At 57.4% G+C, this 13,660-nt stretch carries 10 protein-coding genes and 2 rRNA genes; 11 read left to right on the forward strand and 1 reads right to left on the reverse strand.

Annotated features, from left to right (window positions below):
* Window positions 1-302: 302 nt before the first annotated feature.
* From ACUIAG_RS07040 to ptsP, 10 genes are all read left to right on the forward strand, one after another.
* Window positions 303-3,373: ribosomal RNA gene (locus ACUIAG_RS07040) — 23S ribosomal RNA — on the forward strand.
* 173 nt (window positions 3,374-3,546) lie between these two features.
* Window positions 3,547-3,663 (forward strand): 5S ribosomal RNA (rrf, locus tag ACUIAG_RS07045).
* A gap of 224 nt (window positions 3,664-3,887) precedes the next feature.
* Window positions 3,888-5,390: a BglG family transcription antiterminator gene (locus tag ACUIAG_RS07050; protein ID WP_445339481.1), complete on the forward strand. Its 1,503-nt coding sequence runs from the start codon at window positions 3,888-3,890 to the stop codon at window positions 5,388-5,390.
* Window positions 5,387-5,887, forward strand: coding sequence for a PTS sugar transporter subunit IIA (locus tag ACUIAG_RS07055; RefSeq protein WP_445339482.1), 501 nt, complete (start codon window positions 5,387-5,389; stop codon window positions 5,885-5,887). Before ACUIAG_RS07050 ends, ACUIAG_RS07055 begins: the two co-directional genes overlap by 4 nt.
* Complete coding sequence (locus tag ACUIAG_RS07060; protein WP_313839829.1) at window positions 5,887-6,351, forward strand: PTS sugar transporter subunit IIA; 465 nt, start codon at window positions 5,887-5,889, stop codon at window positions 6,349-6,351. The genes ACUIAG_RS07055 and ACUIAG_RS07060 overlap by 1 nt, the downstream gene beginning before the upstream one ends.
* A 39-nt stretch (window positions 6,352-6,390) precedes the next feature.
* On the forward strand, window positions 6,391-6,702 hold the full coding sequence (locus tag ACUIAG_RS07065; RefSeq protein WP_121913850.1) for a PTS fructose transporter subunit IIB: 312 nt from the start codon (window positions 6,391-6,393) through the stop codon (window positions 6,700-6,702).
* Window positions 6,703-6,739: 37 nt separating this feature from the next.
* The gene (locus ACUIAG_RS07070) at window positions 6,740-7,858 is read left to right on the forward strand and encodes a PTS fructose transporter subunit IIC (protein WP_313837654.1); all 1,119 of its coding nucleotides are present in this window, start codon (window positions 6,740-6,742) and stop codon (window positions 7,856-7,858) included.
* A 26-nt stretch (window positions 7,859-7,884) separates the two neighbouring features.
* Entirely contained in the window at window positions 7,885-8,634 is a 750-nt protein-coding gene (alsE, locus tag ACUIAG_RS07075; RefSeq protein WP_445339483.1) for a D-allulose 6-phosphate 3-epimerase, read from the forward strand.
* Between the two features lie 10 nt (window positions 8,635-8,644).
* A complete protein-coding gene (locus ACUIAG_RS07080) occupies window positions 8,645-8,905 on the forward strand; it encodes an HPr family phosphocarrier protein (protein WP_313837651.1) in 261 nt (86 codons plus the stop codon).
* On the forward strand, window positions 8,902-10,515 hold the full coding sequence (gene ptsP, locus ACUIAG_RS07085) for a phosphoenolpyruvate--protein phosphotransferase (protein ID WP_445339484.1): 1,614 nt from the start codon (window positions 8,902-8,904) through the stop codon (window positions 10,513-10,515). Before ACUIAG_RS07080 ends, ptsP begins: the two co-directional genes overlap by 4 nt.
* Before the next feature lie 81 nt (window positions 10,516-10,596).
* Here the strand turns inward: ptsP and ACUIAG_RS07090 are convergent, their stop codons facing one another.
* On the reverse strand, window positions 10,597-10,767 hold the full coding sequence (locus tag ACUIAG_RS07090; protein ID WP_313839835.1) for a hypothetical protein: 171 nt from the start codon (window positions 10,765-10,767) through the stop codon (window positions 10,597-10,599).
* 602 nt (window positions 10,768-11,369) lie between these two features.
* On the opposite strand from ACUIAG_RS07090, the gene ACUIAG_RS07095 reads away from it, so the two are divergent.
* Window positions 11,370-13,574 (forward strand): glycoside hydrolase family 36 protein, encoded by a 2,205-nt coding sequence (locus tag ACUIAG_RS07095; protein ID WP_445339485.1) that lies wholly within the window; start codon window positions 11,370-11,372, stop codon window positions 13,572-13,574.
* Window positions 13,575-13,660 lie beyond the last annotated feature (86 nt).

Below are 13,660 nucleotides of genomic sequence, written 5' to 3' on the forward strand. Positions count from 1 at the left end.
CTGTGGCATGGATGCGCTGTTGGGTTCCCGGACCGCCACCTTGTTTTGGGTGGTGTTCCTGCCGCCCGTCGGGTTCCTGCATGGGGTGTTGCCCTGTGGCGGGTCTTGGCGGCGCGCTGGTGGCTTGAGAACTGGATAGTGGACGCGAGCGGATGGCTGGCTTTTCTGGCTGGCTGTCTGCTGTATTGTTTCGTCCGGGCCCATTTTTTGGTGGGTTCGGGTCGATCGTTTTGTGATCGTTTAGTGTGATGATTTGTCGTCTGGCAGTTCGCAGTTGTTGTTGTCGTGGCATGGCCTGTGGCCGTGTTGTCGGCAAGGGCGCATGGTGGATGCCTTGGCAGACAGGACCGATGAAGGACGCGTGGGGCCGCGATAGGCCTCGGGGAGCCGCCGACAGGGCTTTGATCCGAGGGTGTCCGAATGGGGTAACCCGCCGGCTGTTATGGGCCGGCACCGCATTCGTGCGGGGGGTACGCAGGGAAGTGAAACATCTCAGTACCTGCAGGAAAGGATATTCCGTGAGTAGTGGCGAGCGAAAGCGGATGATGGCCAAACCGGTGCCGTGTGAGACCCGTCGGGGGTTGCGGCATGGGTGTTGTGGGACTTGGCGTCCGGGCTCCGACGGGCCCGGCGGCAGTGATAAAGCGGCGTGTGAGGCGAACGGGATTGAATTCCCGGCCGTAGAGGGTGATGGCCCCGTAGCCGAAGGCGCGCCGCCTGCCGGTTCTTGTTCCCAAGTAGCGCGGGACTCGTGGAATCCCGTGTGAATCGGCCCCGACCGTGGGGTAAGCCTGAATATTCCTGTCTGACCGATAGCGTACGAGTACCGTGAGGGAAAGGTGAAAAGCACCCCGGGAGGGGAGTGAAAGAGTTTCTGAAACCGTGTGCCTACAATCCGTCGGAGCCTTTCGGGGTGACGGCGTGCCTATCGAAAAATGAGTCTGCGAGTCAGTGGTGCGTGGCGAGGCTAACCCGTGTGGGGCAGCCGTAGCGAAAGCGAGTCCGATAAGGGCGTTTCCAGTCGCGTGTCCTGGACCCGAAGCGGGATGATCTAGCCCTGGGCAGGTTGAAGCGCGGGTAAGACCGCGTGGAGGACCGAACGGACCTGGGTTGAAAACCGGGCCGATGACCTGGGGCTAGGGGTGAAAGGCCAATCAAATTCCGTGATAGCTGGTTCTCTCCGAAATGCATTTCGGTGCAGCGTCGCGTGAGTGCCTCCATGGGGTAGAGCTACTGGATGCTTGAGGGCCCGTATCGGGTACCGACAGCAGCCAAACTCCGAATACGTGCGAGGTGTATCGCGGCAGTGAGTCGGCGGGGGATAAGCTCCGTCGTCGAGAGGGAGACAGCCCAGATCGTCGTCTAAGGTCCCTAAGCGCGTGCTAAGTGGGAAAGGATGTGGAGTCGCATAGACAGCCAGGAGGTTGGCTCAGAAGCAGCCATCCTTGAAAGAGTGCGTAACAGCTCACTGGTCTAGTGGTTCCGCGCCGATAATGTAGCGGGGCTCAAGCACGCCACCGAAGACGCGGCAGCGCAGTTTGCTGTGCTGGGTAGGAGAGCGTTCCGCATGGGGCGAAGCGGCGGCGTGAGCCGGCCGTGGACCGTGTGGAAGTGAGAATGCAGACATGAGTAGCGAGAGGCGGGTGAGAATCCCGCCCGCTGGATGACCAAGGGTTCCGGGGCCACGTTCGTCGTCCCCGGGTGAGTCGGGTCCTAAGGCGAGGCCGACAGGCGTAGTCGAATGGATGAAGGAGTCGATATTCTCCTACCGGCGTCAAGCCGTCCAATCCAAGACGCGGAAGCGTGCCCTTACCTGTGTCGGGCGATGGCCTTCGGGCCGTCCGATGGCATGGGACCGGCGTGTGGATGCGTGGCGGGTAGCGCAGGAGTGACACGGAACGGGAGCCGGGCCGCGGTGGTGGTTATCCGTGGTCAAGCATGCGGCGCGTCGGGCAGGCAAATCCGCCCGGCATGAGCGCGAGGTGTGATGATGGGGGGCCTTGTGCCCCGAATCCGGTGTGCCGTTCCGTCGAGAAAAGCTTCGGCGTGAGGAGTGGCGCCGCCCGTACCCTAAACCGACACTGGTGGTCAGGTAGAGTATACCAAAGCGATCGAGCGAATCCTGGTCAAGGAACTCGGCAAATCACTCCCGTGCCTTCGGTATAAGGGAGGCCCCTGCCGGTGAGGCGCCTTGCGCGCGGAGCCGGTGGGGGCGGCACAGACCAGGGGGTAGCGACTGTTTACCAAAAACACAGGTGCATGCGAAGACGTAAGTCGCTGTATATGCACTGACGCCTGCCCGGTGCCGGAAGGTTAAGAGGATCCGTCATCCCTCTTCGGAGGGGGCAGCGGTGAATTCAAGCCCCGGTAAACGGCGGTGGTAACTATAACCATCCTAAGGTAGCGAAATTCCTTGTCGGGTAAGTTCCGACCTGCACGAATGGCGTAACGACTTCCCCACTGTCTCGACCAGGAGCTCGGCGAAATTGCAGTACGAGTAAAGATGCTCGTTAAGCGCAGAAGGACGAAAAGACCCCGGGACCTTTACTATACCTTGGTATTGGCGTTAGGTGCGGACTGTGTAGCATAGGCGGGAGGCTTCGAAGCGGGTGCGCCAGCATCCGTGGAGCCGGAATGTGAAATACCGCTCTGTCCTCATCTGGCCTCTAACCTCGGCCGGTCATCCCGGCCAGGGACAGTGCCTGGCGGGTAGTTTAACTGGGGCGGTTGCCTCCCAAAGAGTAACGGAGGCGCCCAAGGGTTCCCTCAGCCCGGTTGGCAATCGGGTGTTGAGTGCAATCGCACAAGGGAGCTTGACTGCGAGACCGACGGGTCGAGCAGGGACGAAAGTCGGAGATAGTGATCCGGTGCCGGCGTACGGACGCGGCATCGCTCAACGGATAAAAGGTACCCCGGGGATAACAGGCTGATCATCCCCAAGAGTCCATATCGACGGGATGGTTTGGCACCTCGATGTCGGCTCGTCGCATCCTGGGGCTGGAGCAGGTCCCAAGGGTTCGGCCGTTCGCCGATTAAAGCGGCACGCGAGCTGGGTTCAGAACGTCGTGAGACAGTTTGGTCTCTATCCTCTGCGCTCGTTGGAATCTTGAGGAGCCCTGCCCATAGTACGAGAGGACCTGGGTGGACGAACCTCTGGTATGCCGGTTGTCGCGCCAGCGGCACGGCCGGTTGGCTACGTTCGGATGGGATAACCGCTGAAAGCATCTAAGCGGGAAGCCCCCTCCAAGATAAGGATTCCATGAAGCCTTCCGGCTTCTGAAGACCCCATGCAGAACACATGGTCGATAGACCGGACGTGGACACCCCGCAAGGGGCGGAGCCGACCGGCACTAATGGTCGAAGACAACACAACACCCGCCCCCGTGAGGGGCGGCGGCATCAACCCGACTGCGAAACACATGCCTGCGGCAATATGCACGAACACGCACAGGCGATCAGACAATCGGAACACGCGTCCACCATCCGGTCCCCAAGCCGCCAGGAGACCCCGACCCTCCAAGAGAAGGGTCGGCAGAATTGAAGATTCGCGGCGGTCATGGCCTGGGGGAGACGCCCGGTCCCATTCCGAACCCGGAAGCTAAGACCCAGCACGGCAATGGTACTGCACCCGGAAGAGTGTGGGAGAGTAGCACACCGCCGCCACAACACTTTGAAAGGCCTCTGATGATATCAGTCATCAGAGGCCTTTTCTTTTGCTCAAATCGTCGATGACGACGCATCTCAGCAGCCTCTCAGACTCTTTTGGTCTTATAGGTTTCCTGACACTCAGTGCATAGTCCGCAGACAAGGGACAATGCTGAATACCACACACCGTCCGATGCCGAAAGTGGCCACATTACCCTAAACATAAAGGAGGTTCAAGGGCAATGGAGACCGGGTTCAAGAAGTCGTTGATCAGCTATCTGCTCAACAGGCGCGATTATGTGCGCGGTTCCGAATTGTCCGATGCACTCAAAGTCTCGACCAAAACGATTACCAGAGCGGTCCAGCAGATCAACGAGCAATATCCGCCCGTGACCATTATCGAATCCAAGAGAGGGCGCGGGTATCGGCTTAAAAACCCTGAGACGATGTCGTTCGGGGATTCAGGATTTGTAATCGGCCGGGCCAACGTCGATGTCAGTCGTCTGACATCTATAGAGCGGCGGGATGAGATCGTCAAGCGCCTGTTGTTTACGGCGCCACAGCGGTACAGAGTGACTGAGCTCTGGGGCAAATACTTCATCGGTGACTCTGCCGTGGCGACCGATCTTCGTTCCCTGAGGCTAATGCTGGGCCGCTTCCAGCTTTCCATCGAACATGTCAGCGGGTTCGTTTGGATCGACGGTGAGGAGGCAGACATCCGCCGGGCGATCAGCAGCTTGTTTGTCGATGAAGGCCAGCCTGGCAACCGACGGTTCATGCAGCCTGACCAGGACATTGAGCAGCGTGACGCGGCTTTTGTTGACAAACAGCTGGATCTGATCGAGGAACTGCTTCATACCGAAATCCCCTATCCATACCGGGTCAACATCTTCACCCATTTGTACATCCTCATCGAACGGTTCCGCAGCGTCGGTGCCCTCATGGAGGATAGAGCCGGCGAGCAGCAGGCCACTATTGTCGATGAAGGCTCCAAGGTCATGAGTGTCTGCCGAGCTGTCATAGCCGACGTGAACATGTATTTGGATGCGCAGCTGCCCGATGCTGAAGTTTACGATCTCTACCAATATCTGGCCTCCTCAAGGATCGAGGATGATCTTCCGGCCGCCAACGACATGCCTGGTCCGGTTCGGCGGGCCACTCGCTATCTGATCGACCAGGTTGCTCTGAACCCTCGTTACGCGCAAATCGATCAGTCCGAGCTCTTTGCCAGGCTCTCCAAGCATATGAAGCCCCTGCTTAACAGACTGAAAAACGGCATCAGAGTCAACAACAACCTTCTTGAGCAGATCAGGCTGGAGTATCCAAATCTGTTTAGCACGGTGAAAGAGGCCACGCGCCAGCTCGAGGAGCACGAGCATCTCCCCATCATCGACGATGAGGAAATCGGCTTCATTACTGTGTATTTCGCTCAGGCTGTGGAAAATCTCAGCAGGCCCTTGAACATCCTGCTGGTCTGCACGACCGGGCTGGGCACGGCGCAGCTGCTGAAATCAAAGATTGAACGGCGGTTCTCCGATATGGACGTCATAGGGACCGTGGCTGCCCGAGATGTAGAGAAGGCCTTGGAGCGGTATCCGATGACTGATCTTGTGGTCTCTACAGTTGCCCTGTCCGAAGAGATGAAGCGGCCGACGCTGGTGGTCAGCGCCATGCTGACCATTGAGGATCAGGAGAGGCTGGAACGGATGGCCGACCATATCCATAACGGGGAGGTCGGACGATGAAAATCCTGATTGAGCAGGAGCCTTCTGGCGGCTTCGGAATCCAGGACTCAGCAATCTTGCCTCATCACACCGCCACTGCAGCAGCAATGCCTTCGCGCAAAAATCCAGTGCATGCCCTGTTCGTCTGTATATGCACTTATTTACAGTCCAAGGGCGTCATCAGGTCTGCCGATCTCCTGGTCAAGGACCTGCTTGCCCGTGAGGTGTCGGGCAGCACAGTCATTGCAGACCAGTTGGCCAATCCGCATGCGCAGGGACCTTTCGTTGATGAATGCCTGCTCCTCTACTTGAAGCTCTCACGACCCATGCCACAGTGGGACGGTTCGCATGACGTATCCAGACTCTTGCTGATCCTTATCCCGCAGGACCCTTCGATGAAGGATCTACGGTACCTGCGTGATCTTTATCGGCGAATGGGTGACGAGAAGGTTTTGGGCCTGCTGGGAACAGGCTCGATCACGGATGTTCGACAGATATTGACGACAGAAGGGAAATGATGGTGGACGCAGCATCACTTGGCGCGGCGATCGATAAGAGCACCGTGGTGACAGGGCTCAAAGCGAAGACCAAGGACGAGGTCTTCACTGAGCTCACCCGCAGGCTTCATGACGCAGGCTACATCGATTCGCCGGAGGTCTTCATGAAAGCCCTGTACGAGCGTGAAGGCCAGGGTGCGACGGGCATCGGCGAGCATGTGGCCATCCCTCATGGCCGCAGCGACACTGTTCGCAGGAACGGCATCGCCATTGCCGTGCTGGACCATGAAATCCCCTGGGAATCCCTGGACGACACCGGAGCGAAAGTTGTGGTGCTGTTTGCCGTCGGTGCCGATGATGAGGGATCAAAGCAGCACCTGCAGCTGCTTTCGGAATTTGCTAGGAAGCTGGCCAAGGCCGATGTGGTGCACGATCTCCTTCAGGCCGAGAACACCGACCAGGTCGTGGCTGCTCTGACCAGATGATTTGTCACTTAACCGAATAACGACAAAGGAGAAGCAATCATGAAAATCGTAGGAGTGACTGCCTGCACCATTGGCATCGCACACACTTATCTGGCCCAGCAGAAGCTGGAGGATGCGGCCAAGGCGGCCGGAGACGATATCAAGATCGAAACCCAGGGCACCATCGGCATCGAGAATGCCCTGACCGAGGAGGATATCAAGCAGGCAGACGTGGTCATTCTGGCCATTGACATCAAGATAGCCGATGAAGAGCGGTTCAAGGGCAAGAAGACCGTCAAGGTCTCCACCGAGACGGCGATCAAGTCTCCCAACAAACTGATCGCCAAACTGCACGAAATCGTCGGCAAGTAGTAACCATGCAATCAACCATGCGGACAAGGAAGTCATCATGAAACAATTTTGGAAGCAAGCCAATTTCAAGGGCCATCTGCTGACGGCCATCTCCTATATGATCCCCATCGTCTGCGGTGCGGGCTTCATTATCGCTATCGGCATGGCCTTCGGCGGCAAGGCCCAGGACACCTTGGTCATGGGGAAGTTCGACTTCTTCCAGGCCCTGGCCACCTTGGGCGGCAAAGCACTGGGGCTGCTCCCGGTCATCATCGCCACCGGCATCGCCTTCTCGATTGCGGGCAAGCCCGGGATCGCGCCCGGCTTCGTGACCGGCCTGGCGGCCGTAGCCATCAGCGCCGGCTTCATCGGCGGCATCATAGGCGGATATATCGGCGGCTGGCTGGCCTACGCGGTACTGCGCTACGTCAAAGTTCCCAGCTGGGCCAAGGGGCTTATGCCCACCTTGATTGTGCCTTTCCTTGCCTCCCTGGCCAGCGGGCTGATCATGGTCTACATCATCGGCACCCCGGTGGCCTGGTTCACCACCTGGCTGACCAACCTGCTGACAAGCATGAATGGGGCCTCCAACCTCATCTTCGGCGCCGTACTGGGAGCGTTGAGCATCGTCGACTTCGGCGGCCCCATCAACAAGACCGCCTTCGCCTTTGCGCTGACGCTGCAGGCCCAGGGAATCAACGGTCCTGTCACCGCCTTGCAGCTGACCAACACGGCCACCCCCATCGGCTTTGGCTTCGCCTATCTGGTCGCCAAGCTCCTGCGCAAGCGGATCTACACCCGTGAGGAGGTGGAGACCCTCAAGTCCGCAGTGCCCATGGGCGTTGTGAACATTGTCGAGGGATCAATCCCCATCGTCATGAACGATCTGGTGAGGGGAATCGTCGCCGCTGGTCTGGGCGGCATGTGCGAGGGCGCCATCCTGATGAGCCTTTCCAACGGCAAGGGTGCCACCGTGCCTTTCGGCGGCTTCCTGATGCTCCCCACCATGGGTGCCAAGTGGTGGGTGGGACTGTTGGCCATCGCCGCCAACGTCCTAGTGACCGGCGTTGTCTATGCGCTGATCAAGAAGTCAATTCCTGAAGACGCCGCCGAGCCTGCTGCAGCAGCAACAGACGACGAAGAGGACCTTGACCTGGACGATATCCAGGTCATCTAAACCAACAGAAGGACAATCATTCCACAATGACAGCAACAAGCACACCAACGTTGACCAAACGCCCGCGGCAAATCCAGCTGGCCCCCTCGCTGATGACCATGGATCTGGACCAGTTCAAGGAGCAGATCAGCTTCCTGAACGAGAGAGCCAACCTCTACCACATCGACATCATGGACGGCCATTTCGTGCCCAACATCACCCTGTCGCCTTGGTTTATCGAGCAGACGCGCAAGATCTCCGACCTGCCCATGTCGGCCCACCTTATGGTGACCGACGCCCCCTTCTGGGTCCAGCAGCTGATCGACATCAAGTGCGAGATGATCTGCATGCCAGCAGAGGTGTCCAACGGGGTTGCCTTCCGATTGATCGATCAGATCCACGATGCGGACCTTAAGGCGGGTATGGTGCTCAATCCGGAGACACCGGTTGAAACCATCCTTCCCTACATCGATCTGCTGGACAAGGTCACCATCATGACCATCGATCCGGGCTTCGCCGGCCAGCGTTTCCTGTCGGTCTGCCTGGACAAGATCGTCCATCTGCGCAAGCTGCGCGATGAGCACGGCTATGGCTATCAGATCGAGATGGACGGATCCACCAATCTGGCTCACTGGAAGCTGATCTCAGATGCCGATCCTGACATCTATGTGATTGGCCGTTCCGGGCTATTCGGACTGACCGACAGGATCGAGGATTCCTGGGACCAGATGGTTCACGAGTATGAACAGTCCACTGGATACCGGTTCGACAACGGCCGTTACATCAGCAAGGACTGAGGAGGCAGCTATGGCAAGTGCATTCACCGTCACTATTTCCGACCCTGAGGGCATGCATGCAAGACCTGCAGGCAGGCTTGTCGAGCAGGCGCAGAAGTACCAGTCCGCCATCACCCTCGACGACAAGGGCAACAAGGCGGATGCCAAACGCATCTTCGCGGTCATGGGCCTGGGAGCCAAGCAGGGCGACACGATCACTGTGAATGTGGATGGCCCGGACCAAGACAAGGCCGTCGAGGAGCTGCAGAGCTTCTTCAAGGAGAATCTATGAGGGAGCTGAGAGGCACCGGCGTCTCGGCAGGCATTGCCATAGGGCCCGTTAAGGTCCTGGAAGAGGCCAGGCAGGCGGTGCGGCGCACCGTTGATGATCCTCGTGCCGAGATCGATCGCTTCCGCCAGGCCCAGCAGGTCTCTATGGACCAGCTGGCCAAGCTCAGGGAGGATACCGCTGCTAGGCTCGGCGAGGACAAGGCCGAGCTATTCGACACCCACCGGCTCATGCTCAAAGACCCGGACTATGTGGAAGGGGTCGAAGGGCTGATCCAATCGGACAAGGTCAACGCCGAGTACGCGGTGGATGCCACCGCACAGAGATTCGCCGCCATGTTCGCTGGCATGGACTCCCCTTATATGCAGGCGCGGGCTGCCGATGTGCAGGATGTTTCCCGGCGTCTGATCGACAACCTTGGCTCGGGTGCACAGGCGGGCGAGGATGGTCGGCCGGCCATCGTCATGGCCTCCGACCTGGCTCCCAGCCAGACAGCTCAGATGGATCCCACACAAGTGCTGGGCTTCGCCACCAGCCAGGGATCGGCCAATTCCCATACGGCTATATTGGCCAGGACCATGGGGCTGCCTGCCGTCATCGGTCTTGGTCAGGATCCCAGACCGGAGGACCAGGGCCTGACAGCCATCGTGGATGGCAGCCAGGGCCTGGTGCTGATCGATCCGGACCAGAAGACCCTTGAGTCCTATAAAATCCGCCAGCGGGAGTTCCGGGAACGTGTGCAGCTGCTCCAGGAACTCAAGGGCAAGCCCACCAAAACCAAGGAAGGCCAGGAGGTTCATCTCTATGCCAATATCGGCAGGCCTTCGGACTTGGATGCGGTCGAAGCCAACGATGCTGAAGGGATCGGACTCTTCCGCAGCGAGTTCCTCTACCTGGAGAGCGAGGACTTCCCCACCGAGGAGTCGCAATTCCAGGCCTACAAAGAGGTCGCCCAGAGAATGGGCGGCAAGCCGGTCATCATCCGGACTTTGGATATCGGGGCTGACAAGCAGGTCGGCTACTTCGGTCTGGAGCATGAGGCCAATCCCGCCTTGGGATACCGGGCCATCCGTATCTGCCTGACCAGGCCGGAGGTCTTCAAGGTGCAGCTTAGGGCCATCCTGCGAGCATCAGCCTTTGGGAACATCTCCATCATGCTGCCCATGATCACCTCCACCAAAGAGGTTGATCAGGCCAGGGCCATCATCGACCAGGTCATGGAAGAGCTCCGTGGCAGGGGCGAGGACTTCAAGGAGGACATCCAGGTGGGCATCATGGTCGAAACCCCGGCCTCGGTTGTCATGGCGCCGGAGTTGGCCCGGAAGGTGGACTTCTTCTCTATCGGAACCAATGACCTGACCCAGTACACTTTGGCCTGCGACCGACAGAACCCCAACCTGGGACAGTTCGCTGACCCTCATTCGCCTGCCGTCCTACGCATGATTCGCATGGCCGTTGATGCCGCCCACCAGGCTGGCATCTGGTGCGGGATCTGCGGCGAGCTGGGTGCCGACAGGGATCTTACGGCCACCTTCCTGGATTACGGCCTGGATGAGCTTTCGGTCTCGCCTGCGAGCGTGCTGCCGGTCAGAGAGGCCATTCGCGCTCGCTGAAGCCTCCTGGTTCTCTTGTTGTTGGACCAGGTCAGGCAGCAAGAGAACCCCGGCCCGGTCGGTGGCGAGATTGGGTAAGGGTCAGAAAAGACCGTTGCCGTTGCAGGACTGTACATCTTCCACATTGTGCTCGACGATGTCCCGGTACTCAGCCAGCTGACCGTCCTGCAGCCGGTGGATGTCACAGACTTTGTTGACATGGCTGTTCTTCAGCGTGCACTTGAAGAAGACATAGACTACGTCGTCCGGCATGAACCTGTCAATGTTGCTGGTATCTCCTCGGCTGAAGACCTGATCGTAGAACTCCTATACCAGCGACTGACTGGCTGCCGTTTCAGCCTCGCTTATCATGAACTTCCGCTGTCTGCCTGTTCATAGGCTCCGGGTTTCTTCATGATAGGTAGTGTCCGATCAGTCTCGTAAGCGCGTCCACTGCCATGATGTCCAGTGTCTGGTGGAAAGAGATGCAAGATGCGCTGATCAGCTCACATTACTGAGTGTAGCCAATGATGAAGGTCGCTCCTAGATAATTATTTAGCACGCGGTGATCTCCACGGAAATTGATGTGAGATCTTGAAGGGTTCATGCGTACAGAGCTCTTGAAGTCCAGGAAAAGGCCTATTCGTCTATCGAGTGATTGGTTCACATGGGGTAAGAACAGACACGAATTTTGATTGCGACTTGCATTGGGAACGGTACCAGTTATACTGAGAGAGTCGGTTCGTTAAGCAATGTCGCTGTTAGGAGATTCAATGCAGAGCGAGGATGGTTCTGAGATCTTTGAATTGGTAACGATACCAAAAGGAGATTCAACTATATCTTCACCCTTACGATGGGGGAACGATTGTATACAAATGGAGTTCGATGTCGGGGAGGATGGGCCTGTTGCTCTAGTCTCTATGACCTTTAGCCCGCGCCACGAGGTGTATTCATCCCTGCCACAATCAGCCGGGACATCGTCCAACCGTGTGCCTGCTGACCCCACCGAGTCGAAGACACAACGCATCACTTTTCTGGGTCGGTTGCCCATGGTGCAGATAGAAGCCTCTGGTCGCGGTACGGGTCATACGATTTGTGGTCGTAGGCTTATTGAGACATCACTTGGCCAGGCCCTGCGATTCGCATCTTGGAAAACGTGGCATACGAATGGAGTCAGCAACCTGGAAATACGCCAGGAGAGCCAAGAGCATGGGATTGAATGCAGCCAGTTGTTCCAGGTAGCTGACGGTGACCTGATGTTCAAGGTCACGACAAGCATTAAAAACACCTTGGAAGATGACCTGGTCCTTGAATCTCTCCCTACGTATTGTCAGCTTTTCGGGCAAACGGATGGTCCTGGCGAGCCTAAGGACGGGCTGGAAGATTGGCGGCTGGCTGAATGTCGGAATGACTGGCTAGGCGAGGGGCGTTGGTCTTGGAAATCGCTTCGTGAAATATGTCCCCTGCTCAAGAACGATATGGTGGGCCGAACCCCACAAGGTGCATACTCCTGTATATCGGAGGGAACCTTCTCCACAGGACAGGCTCTGCCGATGGGTGTTCTGACTTCGTCGAAGCAGGGCATCACCTGGCTCTTTCAGATCGAGCACAACGGACCATGGCGCTGGGAAGTGGGCGAAAGCGAAAAAAGCGAGGGTTACTTTGCGCTCAGTGGGCCGACTTACAAAAATCATGATTGGTCCGTGGTGCTTCATAAGGACCAGCAATTTACTTCGGTTCCTGTTTCGGTGGCTCCTTCCAGTAACTTTGACCAAGCCGTTGAATCGGTTACCAACTATAGACGACACTGGCATCTTGCGACGGACAAGCTGAAGACTCCAAAGATCATCTTCAACGATTATATGAATACTCTCAATGGCGACCCAAGCACAGACCGCTTGCTGCCTTTGATCAAGGCAGCCGGCAGCGTAGGTGCTGAAATATTCTGCATTGATGCCGGCTGGTATGACGACACCGGTGATTGGTGGCCATCAGTCGGGGAGTGGAAGCCATCTACGACCCGATTTCCCGGAGGCCTGGATGAGGTCATGGATGCCATTAAGCGTGAGCATATGGTACCAGGTTTGTGGCTTGAGCCAGAGGTTGTGGGAATCAAAAGCCCCTTAGCTGAGAAACTGCCGGATTCTGCCTTCTTCCAGCACGCAGGACATCGAGTAGTGGAACATAATAGGTACCTGCTTGATTTCAGAAACCCTCAGACCATAAGCCATATGAACGAGGTGATCGACAGGCTTGTTGGCGATTTCGAAGTTGGCTATTTTAAATTCGACTACAATGTCATGCCTGGTCCAGGCACCACGTATCGCGCGGATAGTCCTGGTGACGGTCTTCTCGGCCACAACCGGGCCTATCGGGAATGGATCAAGGGGCTGTATCGTCGTCATCCTAACTTGATCATCGAAAACTGCTCGTCCGGAGGTATGCGGACGGATTTCGCCCAGTCTTCCGTATTTCATCTTCTTTCTACATCGGATCAGCAGGACTTCGGCCGGTATGCGAGCATAAGTGCCACAGCGCCCATGGCCATGCTTCCCGAGCAGGCTGGCAATTGGGCGTATCCGGCTGCCGATATGGATGACGAGAGCTTTTGCTTTGCTCTGACCAACACCCTCCTGGGGCACTTCTTCTTGTCGGGGTACCTGAATCGGTTCTCCGAGCATCAATTGAAGATGGTCCGAGATGCGATCGATGTCTATCGTCGCATCATTGGCGGCCGGGTAGCTACGGGTGTACCGTTCTGGCCATTGGGACTGCCTGGTTGGTATGACGACAAGCTTGCCCTTGGCATCAGAAGTGCACGTGATTACGGAGCAGATGGGGTTAGAGACGGCATCCTGATCACCGTTTGGGCCAGGTGCACGTCGGATGGTCATCTCGATCTGCCTCTGCCTATGTTCACAAACAGAGATTGCAGGGTGCAAGTTCTCTATCCGCGTTTTACGGACCTTGATGGTGAGTCGGATTCTTGGCGTTATGTCTGGCACAAAGGAAGGGGGAGTCTAGAAGTTCATATGCCCGAAGAAGGGTATACGGCCAGGACCCTCTTAATCAGGGAGTGATTGGTCGTCAGTCTGAAAAGACGTGAGTGATGTGAAAGTCCCTGCCATCCTGCCATCTGCGGGTGGCAGGGGCGGAAAGGGATAAA

Source organism: Bifidobacterium sp. ESL0825 (assembly GCF_052606465.1).

Bases quoted from the DNA above. Each gene is read 5' to 3' on its own strand.
- ACUIAG_RS07050 (WP_445339481.1), top strand. From the start codon at position 3,888: ATGGAGACCGGGTTCAAGAAGTCGTTGATCAGCTATCTGCTCAACAGG.
- ACUIAG_RS07055 (WP_445339482.1), top strand. From the start codon at position 5,387: ATGAAAATCCTGATTGAGCAGGAGCCTTCTGGCGGCTTCGGAATCCAG.
- ACUIAG_RS07060 (WP_313839829.1), top strand. From the start codon at position 5,887: ATGGTGGACGCAGCATCACTTGGCGCGGCGATCGATAAGAGCACCGTG.
- ACUIAG_RS07065 (WP_121913850.1), top strand. From the start codon at position 6,391: ATGAAAATCGTAGGAGTGACTGCCTGCACCATTGGCATCGCACACACT.
- ACUIAG_RS07070 (WP_313837654.1), top strand. From the start codon at position 6,740: ATGAAACAATTTTGGAAGCAAGCCAATTTCAAGGGCCATCTGCTGACG.
- alsE (WP_445339483.1), top strand. From the start codon at position 7,885: ATGACAGCAACAAGCACACCAACGTTGACCAAACGCCCGCGGCAAATC.
- ACUIAG_RS07080 (WP_313837651.1), top strand. From the start codon at position 8,645: ATGGCAAGTGCATTCACCGTCACTATTTCCGACCCTGAGGGCATGCAT.
- ptsP (WP_445339484.1), top strand. From the start codon at position 8,902: ATGAGGGAGCTGAGAGGCACCGGCGTCTCGGCAGGCATTGCCATAGGG.
- ACUIAG_RS07090 (WP_313839835.1), bottom strand. From the start codon at position 10,767: ATGCCGGACGACGTAGTCTATGTCTTCTTCAAGTGCACGCTGAAGAAC.
- ACUIAG_RS07095 (WP_445339485.1), top strand. From the start codon at position 11,370: ATGGAGTTCGATGTCGGGGAGGATGGGCCTGTTGCTCTAGTCTCTATG.